Consider the following 20,045-nt stretch of genomic DNA (forward strand, 5'->3'; position numbering starts at 1 on the left):
ACTGAAAAGCAATAAGTCAATCAACCCGGTTGACTTATTGCTCATTTTATATAATATTTATTTATATTTATGTTATATGCAACACGCTGCCCCTGTCCTGACACTTTTCCTTTTTTTTAGTAGCATCTGTATGGCGCAAACGCCTTCCTCTCCTGCTTTTCAACAGGATACTGTACCCGCAGAAATTGTGGTACAAGGAGCAGACGACAGTCTGCAACTGGTCGCAAAGCTGCGCCCACTGAGGCAGATAGCTGGCGCACCCACCTCCTTTTACACCTATTTCTGGGAACTGGGAGATGGATCTTTTAGTTTCAGTAAAACACCGGAACTACACTATAAAGATACCGGTACCTACCAGGTAAGACTATACGCTACTAACAACTACGACGATGGCAAGGCTCCGCCTACCAAACCCCGGCCCATTAAAATTAAAAAGCCGGTGAAGAACAGCGCCTGGGCATCTCATTTCTTTCATGGCGCCGGCAATATAGAAATGAAGATCAATCGTAATCCCAAACCGGGAGAAGATTTCATGGCCTTAATTGGTTATAGAAATGTAGCCGGAGATGTCGGCAGCGGCACCCTTCTTTTGTTTTACAATGAGAAACAGTTTGGTCATGCCGGGTTTGATCTCACTGAAAAAAGAAGCTATCATGGAGAAGATAGCGGCTCTTTATCCAGCCTGTTGACGAAGCTGGAAACACCGGAGCAAGGTCCGGACATGGCTTTCGCCCATGGCCCCCGCGCCACGCCAGCAACAGTTACCAGCAATGCCGCTACCAAAGCATTGTTGCAGTCCATGCAAAGTACTTACAGCAGCCATCACGTATTACACTACAGCAATACCAATAAAACAGACGAGCAATTCCTTTTTCTCAATATGCATACCCTGCCGGAAATGATACAGGATACCAATGCTACTGTTACGATGACAGCCATGCTGGTACCCGACAACGTATTGATGGCGCCAGAAGTATATGAGCTGGAAATGGCCGTGGTAGCCTCTCATGACCCTAACCGGCTCCAACTGAAAAAACACCGCATTAACTACCGTTTTATGGGTAAGAAAAAAGAACTAACCTATAAAATTCAATTTCAGAATACCGGCCCCGGCCCTGCTAAAAGAGTCGCTATTGGCATTGCAGTTCCCCGGCAACTAAATACACAAACGATACAGTTAAAAGAAATCAGTCCTGCCTGTATTGCCTGCGACTCAGCTTACCAGCTACAAAGCTGCATTGACACAGTACGCACCAAAGACAGCATCTACTTTGTATTCCGCAATATCTACCTGCCCGGATTACAACAGGAAGGTGTAACAGATGAAGATTCTACCAAAGGATTTGTGCGGTATAGCATTTTATTTAAGAAGAAGCCCAGGAAGATTCCTTTCAGCAGCCGCGCCGCTATTATATTTGACAAAAACGAACCTATTTATACTAATCGTGCTACGGCAAGATTCATCAAAGGCTTTTCACCGGGTATCGTGGCCGGCTATACGTTTGCGCCTAACAGTGGAGACTATACGCTGAAAGGTCCATTGCAGCTCGGGGCCGTACTGGCTCCTTTTGCTCCCGACCGGCCTTACTTCCAGGTGGAAGCCTATGCCGGGATACTGGAAAAAACATCCTCAGAAACAGCCATTGTGCGCGACAAACGCGACACAACCTTCAACGGGCAGGTATATTTAATCGGCGGCAGAAATCAACTCATCACCACCTCCCGTCAATCGATGCAATTGGTGCCCCTGCACTTCCGTTACAACATCAATAACTGGGTAGGCGTGGGCGTAGGTGCACTGGCACAGATAAATATCGCCTCCACTACTACTACCGAATCGAAAGTATACCTGACCACGGTACAACAACCAACCGTCATTGCCAACACGGTGAGCAAAACCATAAAAGATAATACGCAGTGGTTTGCCAGCCTGAATGCCGCACCATTCGCAGATATACAGGTGGGGAAAATAAAAAGTGGTCCGGCTATAGGATTCCGTTACCTGCACCAGCTGAGTGGTGACACCAGGGATCGTTTCTTTCTTTACGCCATCTACAAATTATAATTACGAATTAAGAATTACGAATTACGGACATACAGGGAGTCACTGGTATTCGTAAATCGCAATATATAATCCTATCTTCAGCTATTATAAATGGCTGAAGTCGGATCATATATTGCCCTGATCAAGAACAGGCTGCTGTTACTGGCAGTAGCAGGGCTTTTTATCTGTTGGCAAGACCCGGATAGCACAGTCTTCAAAAAATACCGGGATAGTAATCAGCTCACAGCCTGGATCTATGCACAGATTCAATACCCTGCTGCTTCTCCCACTGCCAAAGCCGCACAACTCAAACAGGCCCGGGTAAGTGCCTGGCGCACTCCTGCCAGTACCGATGAAATACAGGCCTGGCAGGACCTCCTCATTAACCAGGGATATACTTTACTCCAAAGCGGGGATATCATCTCCTCTACAGATGCTTATCAACAGGCATTTGAATGGGGGCGGCAACATACTGCCATCACAGATCCCAGCCTGGTACTGGAATATATTCTTAAGCCTTTAGGCAATAATTATACACGGCTGGGCGACTATGAGCAGGCGTTATTCATTCATCGCATGGCATTGGAATTTGCCCGTGAGCTGGAGGACAAGCAAGCCATAGCAGCCACCTACAGCAACCTGGCTAATACCGCAGCCAATATGGGACAGCTGCAGCAATCGCTCATATACTGCAGAGAAGGCACCCTGCTGGCAGATAAACGCAGTGCGACCTACGGATTGCTCCTATCCGAACAGGCCGATGCCTGCCAGCAACTGCAACAATACGCCGCTGCCAAACAAAGCATACAACAAAGCATCGCCATATTGCGGCAACAACCTGCCACCAACCAGGAAGCTGCGCACTGGCTATTTATGGCCTATCAGCAGGCGGGCGATATTTATCTCTCCACACCCAACATTGCTGCACAGTACTACCAACAGGCCGCCGCCATGCCGGAAAGCAAACGCGTACTACGCAGGCGGGAACAAGCCCGGTTGTTTTTACGGATGGGTAAACTCCAGCTCTCGCTGCAACAGCCCCGGCAAGCCCTGGCTTTGCTCGATAGCTGCGCCAGCATTCTACTACCGGGAAAGAATATACGCCATTTGAACAGCCGGGATATTTATGGAGAATACACCCTGCTAGATCTCCTGTTCACTGCAGCCACTGCCTGTCAATCACTGCAGGAGTCTGCAACGGCACTCTCCCTATATCGCTTATGCTTTGCCGCCGAAAGAGAATTACGGCATCAATATATTTCCTCTTCTGCCAAAGAAACAGCTATTTCAGATAGTCGTTATCGTTATGAAACGGCTATTGCCCTGGCATGGCATTGCTGGCAAACTACCCACGACAAGCAGTATCAACAGGCGATGCTGCAGTTTATGGAAAACAGCAAATCACAACTATTGTGGGAGGAAATGCAACAACAAGCCCATTACACCGGCAACGACTCTATACATAAACGTATACGGTTGCTGGAACAGGCACAGTTGTATTACCGTAAAGAGGCGTTGCAATCCGGTCGTAATGATAGTTTACTACAACTGCGGGAGCAACGGGTGGCCTGGGATCTGGCCACGCTGCGCAAAAAAATCCGTCCTGCTCCCGGCGCTGAAACAGATGTATTGCCGACAGACAGCATACTACACCTGCTGGCGCCGGCACAACTGATCCGCACATTTTTCACCGGCAGCCATACTTTGTATACAGTAGAACTGGACAGGAATGGTATCCGTTATGTGGACAGCAACACAATTGACAGAGACGCTATTGTGCGTTTTAAGCAGCTATATTTCGAAGCAGGGCCACAGGCTATGCTCAACAACCCTAATGCCTATTACAACGCCGCCTACGGCCTCTATGCGCTGCTATTTGCGCGTCATCCGTTGGAGTCACACAATACTTATCTGCTGATGCCGGACGGCGTACTGAGTACATTGCCCATGGAAGCCCTGGTAACGGATGCCGCTTACAAACCTGCCATTGGTAAATGGCCCTTCCTGGTGAAACAGGCCACCATTTCATACGCCTATTCATTACGTACCTGGCGGCTGCAGATGCAGGCACCTGCCAACCGGCAGGGCTTCAGCGGCTTCTTTGTTTCGCAGCAACAAGCCGGATTATCGGACCTGGAAGGAGTGAGAAAAGAAAAGGAAGGTATGATGCCTGCTATCACCAACGGCAACTGGTATGTAAATGAACAGGCCAGCAGCGGGGAATTCCGGCAGGCATTGACGCAGTCGGCAGTGGTGCATATCAGCACACATGCATTTATTAAAAAAGACAGTGCTGATGCACCGCATATTATGCTGTATGATGCACCGTTTTATTTATTTGAACTAAACGGCCTGCAGCAGCATCCGGCGATGGTAGTGCTAAGTGCCTGCAAAACCGGTGATGGACGTCTGGTAACCGGAGAAGGTATACAAAGTATGGCGCACGCATTCATGGCCGGAGGAACCCCGGCTGTTGTAGCTGCTTCCTGGAATGTAAATGATGCCACCGCACCATTATTAATGCAGCAGTTTTATACACAGCTATCGAAACAAAGCAATGCCGCCATAGCGCTGCAACAGGCCAAACTCAACTGGCTGCAGGATGCCGGGGTATCAGATATCCACAAACTCCCCTATTACTGGGCAGCACTGAGTTTCCAGGGCAATACGCAGGCGGTTGTTTTGCATGCGTCCCCGCATTACTGGTATTGGCTGCTATTACTACTCCTGGTACCTGTTGGGATGTGGCTACTGAAACATAAAAAAAAGTCCGGCCCCTGATTTCCACATCACTGCAGCGCCGCTATGTGATGAAATTCTAAAGACTTGCCTCCTTATATCAGAATCCCCCGATTTTTCCTTAAATTCAGGGAAGAGAGTCCTTTAGTCATACCCTGCATTATGTCATTACTACTGAATGTTCCCTTAGCGGAAAAAGAGAATGCTATATCAAAGGGCGCCCAATGGGATCAAGTCGCCCAGGCCTGGTTTTTACCGGAAGATCAATACGATCGGCTCATGGAAGTAGACCAGTGGATTCCGGAAAAGAATCCGGCTATTATCCTGCCGACTGAAATTACCATTGTACATGCGGACAGGCCCTGTTGGAAATGTCAGCAGCAAAATCGCATTATAGCTATTGCCGGGAATTATTTTTATGAGAAAGATATCAATGACCGGGATGAGCCGGTATGGCTGGCGCAGGACTTCTTTACCGTATTTCAACAGATTTCCGCTGTATCCGGCAACCTACGGACTTTCCTGCAGGATAACTATCCGCATTACAAACCGGCCTCGTCTCCGTCTACAGAAAGTCACTACTGGCTTAATCATTGTGTCTCCTGCAGCAGCATACAGGGAGATGGATTTCTGTTTGAAGAAGCCGGAGTATTCAGCCCGGCAGAGAAGGAAGCTGCTAACAAGCTGCAACTCAGAAATTTCAGCCTGAAATACGCACCTTTGATTGATGCCGTTTACTCTCTGGGAGATCACCTGCGGCTAATCAATGAATTCGCAGAACGGGGAGACATTTCAGAAGAAGACACCTGAAATTGCCCCCCACTACATTTATTCAGAAAGTGAATAGGGCATGCCTGCATCAAAGCGCACCCGCTTCAATACCGGCTGACTGGCAGTTTTAAAGATAATGTGACTGATTCCCGGCTCCCCTTCCCCTTCATACTTTTCGATGGTATATTGCAATGCCTGTCGCTCCACATCCACTACGTTACGTATAGCCGTATCTGTTGTATTGGCTACGTAATACCATACTGCAGCCTCTATTTCAATTTGTCCTTCAGGGCTTATTTCTTTGTCGTCATAATACCCCTGCAGCAAAATATTAGTCTTCTTCAGCAGCGTTACTTTCCCCGGCTGTAGTAAATGATAATCCACTACATATTCTTTAGGGTAAGGAAACTCAGGGTCACCGGCAGGTTCATATATCTCCATTTTCCATTGCAGTATAATCCGATCCCCATTGTTGAGCGCAGGGTCCTTCACATCACTATTAAAGATCAGGGATACGGTGTCCTTACCTTTCACACAACTAAACAGCCCATCATCGCCAAAGTCGTTGAAACCAATATAAGTAAGGGTATCCGTATACACTTTCCCTTTTGTCAGGATCTCCCCTTTTCTAAAGTGGCTGATAAAAGCTGCTGGAGCAGTGTCTTTTAATGCAACAGGAACAGCAGCTACCGTACTATCGGGTTTCACCAGCGTACTATCGGCGGGCGTGTTGTTTTTGGAGCCGCCATTACATGACCATATCGCCAACAAACAAAGAAATGGGACAATCGTTTTCATCTGTATTTTTTGAAGTAAATGGGGAAACTTATAATTCTACCCGTGCTTTTAAAAAGTCGAGGTACCGGGGATCTTCTTCTGTAAAAATCTCTGCCCCTTCCAGCATATAAGCCCGCAGCAGATGTTCCAGGGCTTGTTCTTCCTGTTTCAGCTCATAAAGACATTCTCCCAAACGCAATTGCACAAAACCTACCGCTTGTGCATCGGGGCCGTTTAAGGCATCAAAAAAGCTATTGGCGGCCGCGGAGTAGTCGGCTTTAAAAAATAACATATCCCCAATACTGGCATTGAGCCAGGTACTGGCTTCCCATTCATGTTTGGGCTCGGGTAGCAGCTGTAATGCTTCCGTGAATTTTGCCAATGCGGCATCATAATTTTCTTCATCGGCGAGTACATTGCCTTCTTCCGATAATGTTTCTATTTTCTCATACACTTCATCCGGAAGCGATTCTTCCACTACGGAGGCCAGACCCTGGAATACGTGCAGGTACTTTTCATCTGCGCCTTCAAATACGCGGCCACCAGATTTTTGCATGGCAATGTTCAGGTATTGCTCTGCTTCCGTCATGGACCCATTTTCATAAAAGGCCTTACCCAGCATAAACTCCCGGTCGCCATCGTCAGCACGCTCCAGATCACACTGTTGCAAAGTTTTAGCCCATCTGAGCATAGCCGGAAAATCTTTTAATTCGAGGTAGGTTTCCGCGATGCTTAAAGCAAGATGGAAGCTATCATCATAACTGGTTTTGGGGGATGGTAACAGATCCCAGGCCTCTTCCAGCTTTTGTGCATACCTGGCGAGGTCATTGTTTTCAAACAATACTTCTGATTCCTGCCAGATGGCTTCTATTGCGGCGATAATTTTTTGATCCCGTATTTCCATGTCTCCGTATTAAAAAGTCAAAGTGCAGCGGTTGGCTGCACTTTGACAAAAATAGGATGGAATATTTTAATTCAGCACTATAAGCCCATGTTAAATATGCTGAGCACTCCTTTATGGTCTGTTGGCCAGGTACCGGAAGGAAGTAAAAATTTATCCCGTCCCTTTTCTTCTTCCCGTTGATTTCTTACAATACTGCCAGAAGGTCCTACCACCATGCTTTTCTGCAATTGCAGTTTTTTGTCAGGGTAGAAGTATATATAATCTATCCTTTCTCTTTCATCGGCATCTGGCGCCCAGGCTAGTTTTTTCACTTCTACTGCTTTATTATCTGCCGGAAAGGTAAATCCTGGATTTTTTTCGGGAGATGGATACTTCACGCGGTAGCTGTCTTGATATCCTTTTCCCTGTAGCATCACGGAGCAGGTCCATGGTACAATCATTCCATGATGATCGAACAGGTCTTTAGTAGATGCCGTCCAGTCCAGATGACTGGCTTCGTTGAAATCTCCACCCAGGAATACCAGTCTTTTTGCCCGGATATCCTGATCTGCTGCCTGTATAAATGCGGCAATGCCCTCGTCCCTTTTAGACGCCAGGTTGGATGCCATGATGGTATCCAGGTTGGTGCAGGGCGCTGCCATCTTTTTCCAGGTAACGCCATCATATCCGCGAGGCAGGTACACCGCATAGTTCAGATAGTCGAGGTGAGCAGAATATACCGCTACTTCCCGGCCATGCACATTTGCGATCAACTTGCAGATCTCTCCGTTTTCACTGAATATCACGGCGCTGTCGGTGATAGGGTAACGGCTTAGCAGCCCCGAACCCTGGCTGAAAAAGGAATAATACTTTTTACCTTTCTCCGCGAGAGAGGCCAGCAGCCGGTCACACAAACGAGTATCCTTATAATTCCTGACTTCACTTAAGGTCACAAAGTCCGGATCTATGGTAGCAATTTCGTCCACAATTCCCTGGTAACCGCCTGGCACCATGGTGCCTTCCTGCCAGATGTTTAGTTGCAGCACTGACAAGCGTATATCTTTCGCCATTCCTTTAGTTGACAGTCCGAGAAAACATGCGAAGAGCAACAACCGCGATTTTAAATGTCTCATAAGAATATAAATGACCATACCGGCCTTAAAAATTGTAGAAAGTATTTATCATGTTCACTGCCAGGAAAAATACTAATAAAAAACAAAACGGCGCATAAGTAACGACAAAAAAATCCCGGTTATCCTTTACAGGACAACCGGGAACGCTTATTTAAAAAAATTATTTCGCTGCCACTACCGGCTTTTCATATCCGTCTTTCTTTGCTTTCTCCGCCATTGTGTTCATTCTTTTTTCCGTGTCAGGGTGAGAAGAAAACAGTTGAGATTTTTTCTTTTTATCGCCGCTGTCTTCCTGAGAAGCTTTCCATAATTTTTCGAAAGCGGTAGACATGCCCCATGGATTAAGCTTTGCTGCTTTCAGGAATTCATAACCATAATTATCTGCCTGGCTTTCCTGGTTGCGGGAGTAGGCGGAATTCGCTACGGCTTCACCCAGTTCTCCCAATTGCGAATCGCTTAATGCACCGGCGGTGCCACCTTGTGAAGAGGCGCCGTCTTTCAGTGCGGAAGTCAGCAACGCGGTTTTGAATGCGTCTTTGGAGTCTTTGTTTTTCACATGACCGATTTCATGGCCGATAACACCCATTACTTCATCATCTGTCATGGTTTGCAGCAAACCCGCGCAAACACGTACGCTACCATCTGCACAGGCAAAAGCATTGATATCTCTTACCAGGTACACTTTGAAGTTCAGGTTCAGTCCTTCGTAATTAGTTGCCTTGTCGGTGAGTCTTTTTAAACGCTGTGCCATGGCGTCATCTGCAGGGGCTACCGGGTTGTGGGCATCCATCCACTGAATATACTCTTTAGTATACTTAATGACATCGTCATCGGTGAGTGTAGCAGCTTTCACTGCCTTGGCGCCGGCTCCCAGCGTTTTAGTGTTTAATTTTAATTGTGCATTTGAGGCTACAGCAAATGACATGGTCAAAGCGCAAACGAGGCTTAAACGTGCGAAAACAAACATAATTTATGTTTTTACTTGTTTTGAAAAAACGGGTTAAACGGCTGAATAATATAGGTTTTACAGGGCGAAGATAATAGATTTTTATATGCGGCCCATATTGTTACGATTCCATACTTTATTACGGGGGTAACTTTAAATAAGTTCCTGACGCAAAATTTCTCCGAACAACTGTTTACATCACATCATTTTCAAAGGAGCGTATCGCACGTTTTAATGGTTCTCCTTTGTATTCGGCTGCCAGCTGCATTCTTCGCAGTCCTATTTTTATATATTCTTCCTGCATTTCAATGCCGATACAATTTCTGCCCAGTTTTTTAGCCACAGTGCAGGTAGTGAAAGTGCCTGAAAAAGGATCCAGTATAATATCGCCCTCGTTGGAGCTGGCTCTGATGATACGCTCCAGCAATGCCACCGGCTTTTGGGTAGGATGATTTTCATATTCATCCATACGGTAACGTACACGGGCAAAATCCCAGACATTGCCGGGTACCTTTTCGGTACTATAGGCAGCTGGTATCGCTTTCCGGTAATCAATCAGTTTTCTTTTCGCGCCCGTTTTGGCTTCTATCAGGATATCGGCTGCATTGAAGGTATAATTCGTTTTATCTTTCACAGCATATAAGATAGGCTCATACATGGAGCCAAAGTATTTACGGGCCTGCACTCCTGAGCTGTCGTAGCTCCATACAATCCTGGAAAGAATATTTATTCTCTGCCGCAGGTAGATATCGAAATAGGGCATGAACTGCGTAGCGGTCATAACGTATAGGCTGCCATTAGGTTTCAGCTTTTGCAAACAAAGGTCCAGCCACTGGTAACACCAGTCCAGGTAAGCTTCTTCAGTATCCCATTTTTCAATATGTCCATTAAAGTTCTTGCCTATGTTATAGGGAGGATCGGCAAAAAGCAGGTCTACTGAGCTATCCGGCACCATTGTTTGCAATGCCTGCAACGCATCGCCGTGGATGATTTTATGTTTGGTTGTCCCGAATACTTCCATGCTGATTCAATTCTGATGGTGAATTTAGACAAAAAAAAGGCCAGGATAAAATACCCTGGCCTTTTTTCGTGTGTAAGTCCTTTTTAGAAGTAATCCAAACAATATATGCCTTCCACATTAGGGCTGCTCGGCTTCTTCCTGCTCCTCAGAAATGATTGTTTCGTTATCAGGTATCTGCGGTACTTCCGATATCTGTGGGGCGTCCGGCACTACTACATCATTCATTTTAACGGGTGGAGAAAAAGGCTTGTTATACTGATTAGAAGATTTCCGGGATGGATATTCCACTAATCCGATAAGGAATTTCTCCGTCTCCTTATCGTCCGCGTAAACCTTGATTCTTTCCTTAAATTTGGTCATTCCCGGATAGTCCAGCGCGGAAGTTTTATAAAGCACCTCCTTTGATTGGCTGATTAAATCCCCATTTTCTGTCGGTTCCAATTTTACATAGAAATTAAATGGAGGAATACCCAAAAAACCATCCTTCCATGTATATGCTATTATTGTTGATTGTTTCACAAGTTCAGGATGGGTTTTAATATTTTTCATGCCGTACAAACCTGCATAAATTGTAATGGTTGCCTTCAGTTTGTCTTCCGTTATAAAATCAAGCTCTATCTCCTCCACATAAAATCCTCTGGCATTAAGTACATAGTATTTTTTATTCTTTAAGCTCTGTTGCCCAAGCGTCAGCTCTTTCAGCTTTTTAAAACTCAGTTGCTGACAGGCACCAAGTGTTAGTACCAGGCATAAGGCGAATAATAATCTTTTCATAGGGTTTAATTAAATGGCGCTCAAATATATATTTTAATATTAATACATAATAATGGATATGTTATCAATTACATCTCAAATTTTCATGTATGCAGGAAAAATCACAACATTGTACTATTTAAAATTCGCTTATATTTCATCTGTAAAAACACGTATCGTTCCTCCATGAATATTGGTCAGCAAATATTATTTTTTGTTAGTGCCCTGGGCGCTTTTAACGGCATGATCCTTAGTCTTTACCTTTTCTTTAGTAAGAGAAAAAAAACGCTCCCCACTATTTTCCTGTCTATACTGCTGCTGACACTGAGTTTCCGGGTTATTAAATCCGTCTTTTTATATTTCCATCCTTCATTGCCTAAAATATACCTGCAGATAGGGCTATCGGCCTGTTTTCTTATTGGGCCTTCACTGTATTACTTTTTCAGGTCGGCCACGCAAAAGCTGACCACCATTCCTGATTCATGGAAATGGACCTGGGGGGCGCTGGTAGGGATCATTATCTTAACCGGGATTTTTATTCCTTACCAAACTTATCCTGATACCTGGAAACATACAATTACTTATGTGATATATGGTCAGTGGATGATTTACCTGGTAGCCACCGGCGTTCTGTTAAAAGATGTATTAAAGACTTTTTTCGTAAATGCGGCGGCGCTCAATGAGACGGATAAATTCTGGCTGTTGTTGTATCTGAGTAACTGTGCGATCTGTATAACTTATATATTGTCGTGGTCGGGAGTTGCCTGCTATCTGTATATCAGCGGCCCTGTTTTACTTTCCGCACTATTATATCTGGCCATTTTCTATCAGTTGAATGGTGCAAAGTTTGAAAATACCCGGCTATCCATCAAACCGGAAAAAAAGAAAATAGCGACTACAGATGCATTGGTGTGGGTAGAAAAATTAGAAAGTGTGATACTAGATAAGAAACTGTACCAGGATCCTAACCTTAAGTTAAACGATCTGGCGAAACATATCAATATTACCCCGCATCAACTATCACAATTGCTGAATGACAATGTTGGCAAAAGTTTTTCCACCTACATTAATGAATACAGGATCCGGGAAGCCTGCAAATTAATTACCTGCAACAGTCATCTCACTTTTGAAGCCATCGGATATGAGGTAGGTTATAATTCGAAATCAACATTCTATGCTGCTTTCAGGAAAGTAAAGGATACCACGCCGGCACTTTATAAAGAAAGCCTTGAAAAAAGCCATTAAATACTTCACTGATAACCAGGCATATACAATTTAAACAGTCCGGTTTTATAAATCCGTACGCCTGATTTCCGGATGTCAAACCCCCACTGTCTGTCTCCTCATTACGTTTGCTGAAAACCGTTGATGATGACAAAATTTTGCCTGGTATTTAGCCTGCTGATAGTAGTCTGCTTTTCTGTTAATGCCCAAATAAATATCAAAGGAAAAACGGTCGATGACAAAACCGGTCAGGGCATCGGGTTCGTTTCCGTTAGCCTGCTTTCACTGAAAGATTCCACCCTGATCAAGGGGCAGGTCACCGATACGGTCGGTATTTTTGAACTACCGGGCCTCCTGAGCGGCAGGTATACCCTATTGTTTTCCTCTTTTGGGTATAGCAAATTATATAGAGATGTGATACTGGAAAATGGCCCGGATAATACGATCTATCTTGGCGATATTTCCATGACAACGGTTGCCAGCCAGTTAAACGAGGTAATTGTCAGCGGACAAAAACCCGTCTTCCAACGACTGGCAGACAGGTTGGTCCTTAATATTTCCGGCAATCCACTTTTTACTGCTGCTGCCAATACCTTCGATATTCTGAAAAAAATTCCAGGCCTCCGGATAGATGGAGATGGCACACTTCAAATGTCCGGCGGCATAACGCCTGGCATATTCATTGACGGGAAGCCAGTTCCCATGAGCCCGGAAGAACTACAAAACTATCTGGCCAGCCTTTCGCCCGACATGATAGCATCTATCGACATCATCACCAATCCTTCTTCCAAATATAATGGCGAATACAAAGGCATTATTGATATTAAGCTGAAACGTGACCTCACACTGGGCTGGAAAGGCAACATCAGTACCAACATCCAGCAAAATGAATATCATCTGGCCGATAATAATTTATCGCTCACCTACAAAACAAGGAAGATCGCCTATACCGCCCGGCTGGGTTATACCGCCGGCAAAAGCATCTACCAGTATGCAGCCTTACAGCACCTGGCCAATACCAACATAATGGCCACCAACACCAGGGTATTAACCGGCAATAATAATTTCAACTATCAACTGGGCGCAGACTACAGCTTTGCAAAGGGGCAGCATATTGAGATCATGGCCCGCGCTTTTCAGGCAAACCGCGATATCTATTCCTTCAACACGCTCCATACCACAGATGCCACGGCGCAAAAACTCATTTCCGAAACCTACAGCGTTAATAACGGAGGGCCCAAACAGCATACTTATGCCGTCAATCTCAATTATAGCGGCCACCTGGGTAACACTCAGCTGGAAATATTGTCTTCTCTCCTAAAAATAAATAACCGGCAAAATGAGGATATACAAACAAAAAATGCGGCTACCCACTATCTCCTGGATTACTGGAAAACCAATCTGGAAAATGATATCCTGATCCGTTCTGTACAGGCCGATCTTTCGGGAAATGCCGGTAAAGGGAAATGGAGCGCCGGCGGCAGGTTTGCTTTTACCACCACAAAAAATAAATTGCGTTATGACACCCTTACCCATGCAGCTATTTTTGCGCCCGACAGTAGTCGTACCAATAATTTTCAATACGATGAATACATTTCGGCAGGATACGTTGCTTACGAAGGGACCGTTAATAAATGGAGCTATGGCGTGAGTCTGCGGACAGAACATACACATAGTACGGGCAACGCCATTTCGCAGCACGAGTTGACAACAAGAGATTATTTAACCTGGCTACCCGGCTTCAGCTTTACGTTTCCGCTCCGCCCCTCCCAACAACTCCACCTCTCCTACAGCCGGCGTATGACGCGTCCCAACTTTGCTCAACTAAATCCTTTCCGGTTTTATAATAGTCCACTCAATTACTATGTAGGCAATCCTTATCTGCTACCATCCAAAACGGATATGTTTACGATTGCTTATACCCGACGGGCACTTAATATTTCTGTGTATTTTGGCAGAGAATCGGACCCTATGACCCGTTATCCGGAATATGACAGCATTACCAATGTATTGCAATACCTCGGCAGAAACTTACCCTATAATGATTTTGGTGGTATTGATATAAGTTTCCCACTTACCATCTATAGCTGGTGGAAAATGAATCATACCGTCAGTGGAACCTATAAAAAAGAGAAGACACCCTATCACGGCGTAACCTATGCTATTCCTGTATTTGATTATACTATTTCGGGCAGCCAGGTGTTTACATTATCCAAAGGAATCACTTCCGACATCTCCTATTTTTACCGCTCCGCAGGAGGACGCGGTCTTTATACCGTCAAACCAATGGCCAGTGTTGATCTCGGTGTTCAGAAAAGCTGGATGAAAGGAAGATTAAATTCCCGGATTAACTACTACGATATATTTGACACCTATTTTATACGCTTAAAATTCAGGGAAAAAAGTATTATTGACAACCAGCTGCAGCACTGGAATGGTAACCGGAAGATGGCTATTACCCTCAGTTATAGCTTTGGAAAATCTACGCAGAAGAGCAAACAGGAAAATAAAAATGAGGAAGAGAAAAGGGCTGGTATGTAATAATTTAATGCCTGATAGATTTAATAGTTGAAGGTATCCCGCCAGCTTGTGGCTGAATACCTTCAACACACATGCTACTCAGTAACCGGGGTTCTGAGATAACTGCGGATTTTTATTTCTTTCTTCTGCAGGGATAGGCCACAGATAATGACGTTTATCGAAGCTATTCAGTGCTGGATTATTACCTCCATATTTTCCGGCAGTCCAGTACTTCACGATTTCATCTGCAAATACATCCCATCTGATCTGATCCATGTACAGGTGTCCCCACTCGAAAGCCAGTTCACGATAGCGTTCCTCATGCAGAAAATTCCGCATCGCCTGCTGATCTGCAATAATGGTTTTATGTTGCACCACTTCCAGCGCCTGTATGGTAGGCATGGCAACACTGGGGCGCTGACGCACTTTATTAATATAGGTGGCGGCTTCTGCGCTCCGATTCAATTCTATTAATGTTTCTGCGTACAATAATAAAACATCTGCATACCTGATCAGGATCATATTACCAGGGCTGTCACCGGCAGTAAGATCTAATTTACCGATGACATATTTCACCGTATTATGCCCGTTTTCATTCGCATATTGCTGTAGATAGTTTACACCACTCTGGCCGGTGCGGGCCTGGAATTCTGCGATGTAGGGGGTGTTTTCATACCATACCGTCCAGGCCAGTCGCGGGTCCCGGTTGTTGTATGGTTTAGATGGATCAAAGGCCGGATCTGCGGAGGCATAGGTAAACTTATAGCGGTAAGCACTTCCCGCTGCTACCCTGCTTACAAAGGTGCTGGTTACCGGATAACCATTGGTGGTTTCAAATAAATTGGTATAGTCTTCTGTTGGTGTTACATAACCAAATCCAGCAGTGGATATCAGCGAGGTGGTATTGGGCGCTGCAAAACGTACATAAGAATTCCCTTCTTTTAGACCACCTGCATATTGAATTTCAAAAATGGATTCTTTGCCATTTTCTGTAGCCGGCCAGAACAAGTCCAGGAACTGAGGCTCCAGGTCATAGTCTTTATCCACATTGATCACTTCATTTAATTTAGTTGCTGCTTCCGGCCACATTTTTTCATATACATATACCTTACCCAACAGCGATTTAGCCGCACCTTTGCTGGCTCTTCCCAGCAGCGACTTCTTACTGCGATAGGTAGTAACAGAAGGCAATAATGTTTCTGCTGTTTTAAGATCAGCGATGATAGCTGCAACTACTTCCGACTTTTTATTGCGGGGCGTAAGCAGCTCTTCATATTTTAATACACGTGTGATCAGTGGCACATCTCCATACAGATTAGCAAGATAAAAATAGGCTAGTGAGCGGAGAAATAACGCCTCTCCTTTCAACCTGTCATGCATGGCCGCCGAGAGTGTTACATCTTTGGCATCAATATGATCTAACACCAGGTTGGCTCTGAACACTACCCGGTACCACGCTACCCATAAAGTTTGCCCCATTAACCAGCCATCAGTTATACCAAATATCCCATTGTCATATTGTCCAAAGCGTGTATCTCCAAAACCAGCATAGGGAGTAGCGATATCCGTCATCGGAAAAAAGCTCAATTCCCTGTCGGCCTGCATCGCATCATAAATACCGTTTACGGCGCTGGTGAAGTCATCTTCTGTTTTATAAAAATTAGTTTCTGAAAGATTATTTTTCGGGTAAGATGATAAAAAGTTTTTCTTACATCCCGATTGCGTCAGACAGAGAATACACAGTAATAAGGTGGAAAGCTTTAGTATCTTTTTCATAACTGCCGATTAAAGATTTAGAAAGTAAGTCTTGCGCCCAGGGTGATCGATTTGGCTACCGGATATGCGTCTACTCCTCCGCGGGAGTAAGCATTAATACCACTGGGCTCTGATGGTTTCATTTCGGGATCATAACCAGTAAATTTAGTCCAGGTAACTAAATTGGTGCCATTGGCATATAATCGCAGCGACTGTATCCGCAATGGTGCTATCCATTTTTTAGGCAGGGTATAACCTATCTGTAAATTTTTAAGCCTCAGATAAGAGGCGTCCTGCACCAGGTAACTACTCCAGATGGCATCTCCCTTTACCGCACCGGCAGCGGGTGTTGTACCGCTCGTTACGTTGCCGTCTTTATCAAGTATCGCCCTGTTATCCCAGTAATATCTGTCTATGTTATTATCTTCTCCTTCCCCATTCCCACCAAATACTGACTCAACAAGCATGTCCTTGTCTTTCTCTCCCTGGAACAAAATAGAAACATCGATTCCTCTCCAGCGAAATGCAGCATTAAAGCCATAAACATATTTCGGCAGATAGCTACCGATAACAGTTTTATCTGCATCTGTAATCTGTTTGTCGTTGTTCAGATCCAGGAAACGTACCATGCCGGGCCTGTCGCCGCTGCGATGAGGGTTTGCATTGATTTCATCCTTGGTTCTCCAGATGCCATCCGCTTGAAAGCCCCAGTAAGCGTATAATGGCAGCCCCTCATCTGATTTCAGGGGTCCGGTCAGCATTGATTTTACACCGCCCAGGTTTACCAGTTTATTTTGATTGTGGGAAAGATTAACGGAAGCACTGTAATTAAAATCTCCGATGTTATCCTGGTACCGCAATAGTACCTCCCAGCCTTTGTTCTGAACTTCTCCGATGTTCACTACCGGACCGGAAGTAAAGCCAGCAGTGAATGGAATGGTAGCGTCCAACAGCATGTCTGTTGTTTTCTTATTGTATACATCTCCTTCAAAGGTGATGCGGTCGTTGAACAAGCCTAATTCCAAACCAATATCAGTAGTGGTGGTAGTTTCCCATTTTACGTTTTCGTTAGACATCTGGTTGGGAAAATATGCCGGTTGTCTTGTTTGCGGATTACCGAATACTGCGCCGCCAGTAACATCAATGGTGCTGATCCACGCATACGCCGGAATATTGGCATTTCCCAGCTGTCCCCAGCTACCCCTGATTTTCAGGTTGCTGACGGCTTTCAATTGCTTCATGAATGGCTCCTGTGATACGCGCCATCCCGCAGAGAAGGATGGAAAAATGCCTTGCTGTTTACCCGGTGCGAACACAGAAGAACCATCTCGACGTATATTGGCCTGGAACAGGTATCTGTCGTTATAGGAATAATTGATGCGGCCAAATTGTGAGGTGAGGGAATAAGGATCTACATATCCGCCGTTGATGGCGCCCAGTGTATTACCTGCGCCCAGCACCTGTAAATCGTTGTTGGGAAAATCCGTTTTCGAAGCATCAAACTGGTAGCCATCCCCTTTTTCGTAAGACACGCCGAGTAAAGCGTTGAGACTGTGCTTTCCGAAAGTTCTCACGTAGGTTAACAGATTTTGTACTTCCCACACATAACTTTCTTTGGATAAATTACGTAGACTGGCAGTGGCTCCCTGCGCCAGCGGAGTAGTGTGATTAAGATCAGCAGGAGAATAGATAGCCCATTTGCTGGTCCATTCTTCATTGAAATTATTCATCACAGAACCATTTACTACGAGTCTGTATTTTAATCCCTTTATCAGGTCTACTTCTGCAAAAAGATTTCCGAAGGTTTTATTACTCCGGGAAAGATTATCCAGGATATCATTGGCGATAGAAGGTGTTTTCCAGGTGGTATTTGTAATATAGGCTTCGCCGGGATATCCGGGACGTGGCGCGCCGGGAAGTCCATCAGGATTATAAGCGGGGATGGTAGGTGGTGCCGCCGTAATACCATTTAATGCAGCGGGCTGCGAAGAAGAAAACGCAGTGATGGTAGTGGTATAAGCAGAGCGGATATAACTGAGGTTAATACCTGTTCTGATATGATCTGTGATCTCCTGTTGAAAATTGATACGGGTATTAATTCTGTCGAAATTTGTGCCGATGATGGTTCCCTGTTGATTAACATAACCTATTCCTATGGCGTACTGGGTTTTATCAGTACCACCGCTCACACCGAGGTGATAATCCTGTATCGGAGCTGTACTGAATACGTAGTCAGACCAATCCGTCCACTGCGTAATGGTTTCAGGTGCAGTCGCATCTACCCAGAAAGGGGATTTACCATTGTATTGCCGGGCTTCATTCTGATGCTGAGCCCACTCGGGACCATTGAGGTAGTGCGGCTTTTTAGTTAGTGACTGCCACCCGTTTTCTGATTTAAATTCTACAGATGCTTTACCGGCTTTTCCTTTCTTAGTGGTGACCAGCAGCACTCCATTCGCTGCCCTTGATCCGTAGATGGCTGCAGCAGATGCATCTTTTAACACGGTAATCGACTCTACATCATCCGCATCGATGTCATTCATATTGCCTACAAAGCCATCTACCAATACCAGCGGGCTATTACCGGATTTTACAGAGCCTACGCCGCGTACTTTTATATCGGCGCCTGCGCCCGGCTGACCAGAAGTCTGCGTTACCTGAACACCGCTCATACGTCCCTGGATGGCCTGTCCCAGATTAGTAGTGGTTACCTTACCCAGGTCACTTGCATTCACGGTACCCACAGAGCCGGTGAGGTCCGTTCTTTTTGTAGTGCCGTAGCCTACTACTACAATTTCAGATACTGATTTAGGCTGCTCCTGTAATTGAATATTCAGGGATGTCTGGTTGCTGATGACTATTTCTTTGGCAGCAAAACCTACATAGGTCAACACCATTGTCTGTCCCGGGTTTGCGTCAATTTCAAAGTGACCTTTACTGTCTGAGATAGTAGCTGTTTTGGTGCCTTTGATGATGATGGTTACACCAATCAATGGTTCTTTTGTTTCCTGGTGTATAATGGTACCGGATATCTTCTGGCGGGCGGCCCGCTTAGCTGCATTATCCGTTGGAACTGGATTCGGGTCCAGTACAATTGTTTTATCCACAATATGAAAACCCAGGCCTGTTGACGACAAGCATTGCTGCATCGTTTCTTCTACTGTACTATTTTTTACACTGACATTTACTTTACCTGCTTTTTTAACTTCTTCGGCAGTATACAGAAACAGGTAATCTGTTTGTCGTTGTATTTCTCTAAAAACATTGTCCAGGTATACGCTCTTCAGGTTGACGTTGATTTTTTGTGAATAGGCTTTGGCAAACGATTGCATTGCCGAGAAGGTGAGAAAAAGAAAGATCAGTTTGGTGAACCTGACCCATTTCGTTCTGCCATTAGCAGAGCAGACAACTCGAATTTTCATACGTGTGAAATATTAATGTTCGTGTTAGGGAATATGTTAGCAATTGCTACCGATGCT

Annotated in this window: 13 protein-coding genes; 5 read left to right on the top strand and 8 right to left on the bottom strand. The window is 45.1% G+C overall.

Annotation, left to right across the window (positions count from 1 at the left end; translation table 11 throughout):
- Positions 1–76 precede the first annotated feature (76 nt).
- The 3 genes from AB4Z08_RS05890 to AB4Z08_RS05900 all read left to right on the top strand — a co-directional run bounded on the left by AB4Z08_RS05890 (position 77) and on the right by AB4Z08_RS05900 (position 5,593).
- Complete coding sequence (locus AB4Z08_RS05890; RefSeq protein WP_441572801.1) at positions 77–2,065, top strand: PKD domain-containing protein; 1,989 nt, start codon at positions 77–79, stop codon at positions 2,063–2,065.
- 90 nt (positions 2,066–2,155) lie between these two features.
- Positions 2,156–4,825: a CHAT domain-containing protein gene (locus tag AB4Z08_RS05895; protein ID WP_441572802.1), complete on the top strand. Its 2,670-nt coding sequence runs from the start codon at positions 2,156–2,158 to the stop codon at positions 4,823–4,825.
- 120 nt (positions 4,826–4,945) lie between these two features.
- On the top strand, positions 4,946–5,593 hold the full coding sequence (locus tag AB4Z08_RS05900; RefSeq protein ID WP_441572803.1) for a DUF5710 domain-containing protein: 648 nt from the start codon (positions 4,946–4,948) through the stop codon (positions 5,591–5,593).
- 18 nt (positions 5,594–5,611) lie between these two features.
- Here the strand turns inward: AB4Z08_RS05900 and AB4Z08_RS05905 are convergent, their stop codons facing one another.
- The 6 genes from AB4Z08_RS05905 to AB4Z08_RS05930 all read right to left on the bottom strand — a co-directional run bounded on the left by AB4Z08_RS05905 (position 5,612) and on the right by AB4Z08_RS05930 (position 11,088).
- Positions 5,612–6,352: a hypothetical protein gene (locus AB4Z08_RS05905; RefSeq protein WP_441572804.1), complete on the bottom strand. Its 741-nt coding sequence runs from the start codon at positions 6,350–6,352 to the stop codon at positions 5,612–5,614.
- 28 nt (positions 6,353–6,380) lie between these two features.
- Complete coding sequence (locus tag AB4Z08_RS05910; RefSeq protein WP_441572805.1) at positions 6,381–7,235, bottom strand: tetratricopeptide repeat protein; 855 nt, start codon at positions 7,233–7,235, stop codon at positions 6,381–6,383.
- A 77-nt stretch (positions 7,236–7,312) separates the two neighbouring features.
- On the bottom strand, positions 7,313–8,347 hold the full coding sequence (locus tag AB4Z08_RS05915; protein WP_441572806.1) for an endonuclease/exonuclease/phosphatase family protein: 1,035 nt from the start codon (positions 8,345–8,347) through the stop codon (positions 7,313–7,315).
- Positions 8,348–8,507: 160 nt separating this feature from the next.
- Entirely contained in the window at positions 8,508–9,314 is an 807-nt protein-coding gene (locus AB4Z08_RS05920; RefSeq protein WP_441572807.1) for a M48 family metallopeptidase, read from the bottom strand.
- Positions 9,315–9,486: 172 nt separating this feature from the next.
- Positions 9,487–10,314, bottom strand: a complete 828-nt coding sequence (gene yhdJ, locus AB4Z08_RS05925; protein WP_441572808.1) for an adenine-specific DNA-methyltransferase — start codon at positions 10,312–10,314, stop codon at positions 9,487–9,489.
- Positions 10,315–10,431: 117 nt separating this feature from the next.
- Positions 10,432–11,088, bottom strand: coding sequence for a hypothetical protein (locus AB4Z08_RS05930; protein WP_441572809.1), 657 nt, complete (start codon positions 11,086–11,088; stop codon positions 10,432–10,434).
- Positions 11,089–11,253: 165 nt separating this feature from the next.
- On the opposite strand from AB4Z08_RS05930, the gene AB4Z08_RS05935 reads away from it, so the two are divergent.
- Both AB4Z08_RS05935 and AB4Z08_RS05940 read left to right on the top strand, forming a co-directional pair.
- Positions 11,254–12,312 (top strand): helix-turn-helix domain-containing protein, encoded by a 1,059-nt coding sequence (locus tag AB4Z08_RS05935; RefSeq protein ID WP_441572810.1) that lies wholly within the window; start codon positions 11,254–11,256, stop codon positions 12,310–12,312.
- A 126-nt stretch (positions 12,313–12,438) separates the two neighbouring features.
- Complete coding sequence (locus tag AB4Z08_RS05940; RefSeq protein WP_441572811.1) at positions 12,439–14,832, top strand: outer membrane beta-barrel protein; 2,394 nt, start codon at positions 12,439–12,441, stop codon at positions 14,830–14,832.
- Between the two features lie 78 nt (positions 14,833–14,910).
- Here AB4Z08_RS05940 and AB4Z08_RS05945 read toward each other — a convergent pair whose 3' ends face one another.
- Together AB4Z08_RS05945 and AB4Z08_RS05950 are read right to left on the bottom strand one after the other, a co-directional pair.
- Positions 14,911–16,587 (bottom strand): RagB/SusD family nutrient uptake outer membrane protein, encoded by a 1,677-nt coding sequence (locus tag AB4Z08_RS05945; protein WP_441572812.1) that lies wholly within the window; start codon positions 16,585–16,587, stop codon positions 14,911–14,913.
- A 17-nt stretch (positions 16,588–16,604) separates the two neighbouring features.
- On the bottom strand, positions 16,605–19,988 hold the full coding sequence (locus tag AB4Z08_RS05950; RefSeq protein WP_441572813.1) for a TonB-dependent receptor: 3,384 nt from the start codon (positions 19,986–19,988) through the stop codon (positions 16,605–16,607).
- Between the last annotated feature and the right edge of the window lie 57 nt (positions 19,989–20,045).

Source organism: Chitinophaga sp. RAB17 (assembly GCF_052114225.1).
Lineage (GTDB): Bacteria > Bacteroidota > Bacteroidia > Chitinophagales > Chitinophagaceae > Chitinophaga.